The following is a 1216-nucleotide window of genomic DNA, read 5'->3' on the forward strand; positions in this document are numbered from 1 at the left end:
AAACCCTTGTGTCTCTCCGGGCCTGTTGATTAGCTACCAGCAGGCTCTGGCATCAGGGTGAGCATCCACAAACCCTGAGGCGGTATAGCCTGGGACCTAGATTATGCCCCCTGATGCCCTCTATCTCGATAGCTTGAATGGTATCCAAGCCCCTCCCGAGCCGGAGTGAGGCTGTACGAACAAGGAAAGGCGACGAGAACATGGCAGTGATCGGTATCGACATCAGCAAACAGAAACTCGACTGCGCTTGGTTACGCGATGTATCGACCGGCAAGGTCAAGACCCGGGTGTTCCCCAATCGTCGGCAGGACTTCCCTCGTTTGCTCGAGTGGCTCGAACACCAGACTGGGGAACCGCAGGAGCAGTTGCATGTGGTGATGGAAGCCACGGGGATCTATCACGAAACGCTGGCGTATTGGCTTCATGCAGCCAGCATCCAGGTCTCCGTCCTGAATCCGGCGCAGGTACGTGATTTCTCCCGCAGCCTGGGCGTCCGTGGCAAAACGGACAAGAAGGACAGTGTGGTGCTGGCACGCTATGGCGCCACTCAAGACCCCGAGGCCTGGCAGCCAGAACCCGAGGAAGTGCGCAAGCTCAAGGCGCTGGCAGCGAGACTCGATGCCCTGGACAAGGACATCCAGCGTGAGCGCAATCGGCGCGAGAAAGCCGAATTCGCCATGGCCACGGATATCCTTCGCTCGATCTATGACATTCTGCTGGCACTGACGCGTGAGCGGAATCGTCTCCAGCAGGAAATCGATGACCACCTCGATCAACACCCCGGCTTGAAGCAGGATCGTGCCTTGCTGCAAACGATCCCTGGCGTGGGCCCTGCGGTATCACTCCGATTACTAGCGACGCTGCGTAGCCGCGTTTTCGAGAGCGCCCGGCAGGCAGCGGCCTTCGCCGGCGTGGTGCCTGTCAGTTGGGAATCGGGCAGTTCCGTACGGGGCCGGCCTCGCTTGTCGAAAGCCGGCAATCCTAAGCTGCGCCAGAGCCTATACATGTCGGCTGTCGTCGGGATAAGTCGAAACCCGGATATCTCAGCGCTCTACCGGCGACTAATAGCCAATGGCAAGAGCAAGATGGCGGCCTTGGGGGCGGCGATGCGCAAGCTGATCCACATCGCCTACGGAGTCCTCAAGACGCAAACCGAATACCGGCCACAAGCCGCTTAATGAGACGTTTGTGACCGGTTAGGAGAGATGGTATCTAG

The 1216-nt window shown here is 59.0% G+C and carries 1 protein-coding gene; it reads left to right on the forward strand.

Annotated elements, in window-relative coordinates; translation table 11 throughout:
- The first annotated feature begins 200 nt into the window (after positions 1-200).
- Entirely contained in the window at positions 201-1178 is a 978-nt protein-coding gene (locus tag HR9077_RS19100; protein ID WP_136068899.1) for an IS110 family RNA-guided transposase, read from the forward strand.
- The last annotated feature ends 38 nt before the right edge of the window (positions 1179-1216 follow it).

The organism is Modicisalibacter radicis, from assembly GCF_900961225.1.
In the GTDB taxonomy this organism is placed as follows: Bacteria; Pseudomonadota; Gammaproteobacteria; order Pseudomonadales; family Halomonadaceae; genus Modicisalibacter.

What these genes read in the sequence shown, in the direction of transcription:
- HR9077_RS19100 (WP_136068899.1), top strand. Translation starts at nt 201, where the DNA reads ATGGCAGTGATCGGTATCGACATCAGCAAACAGAAACTCGACTGCGCT.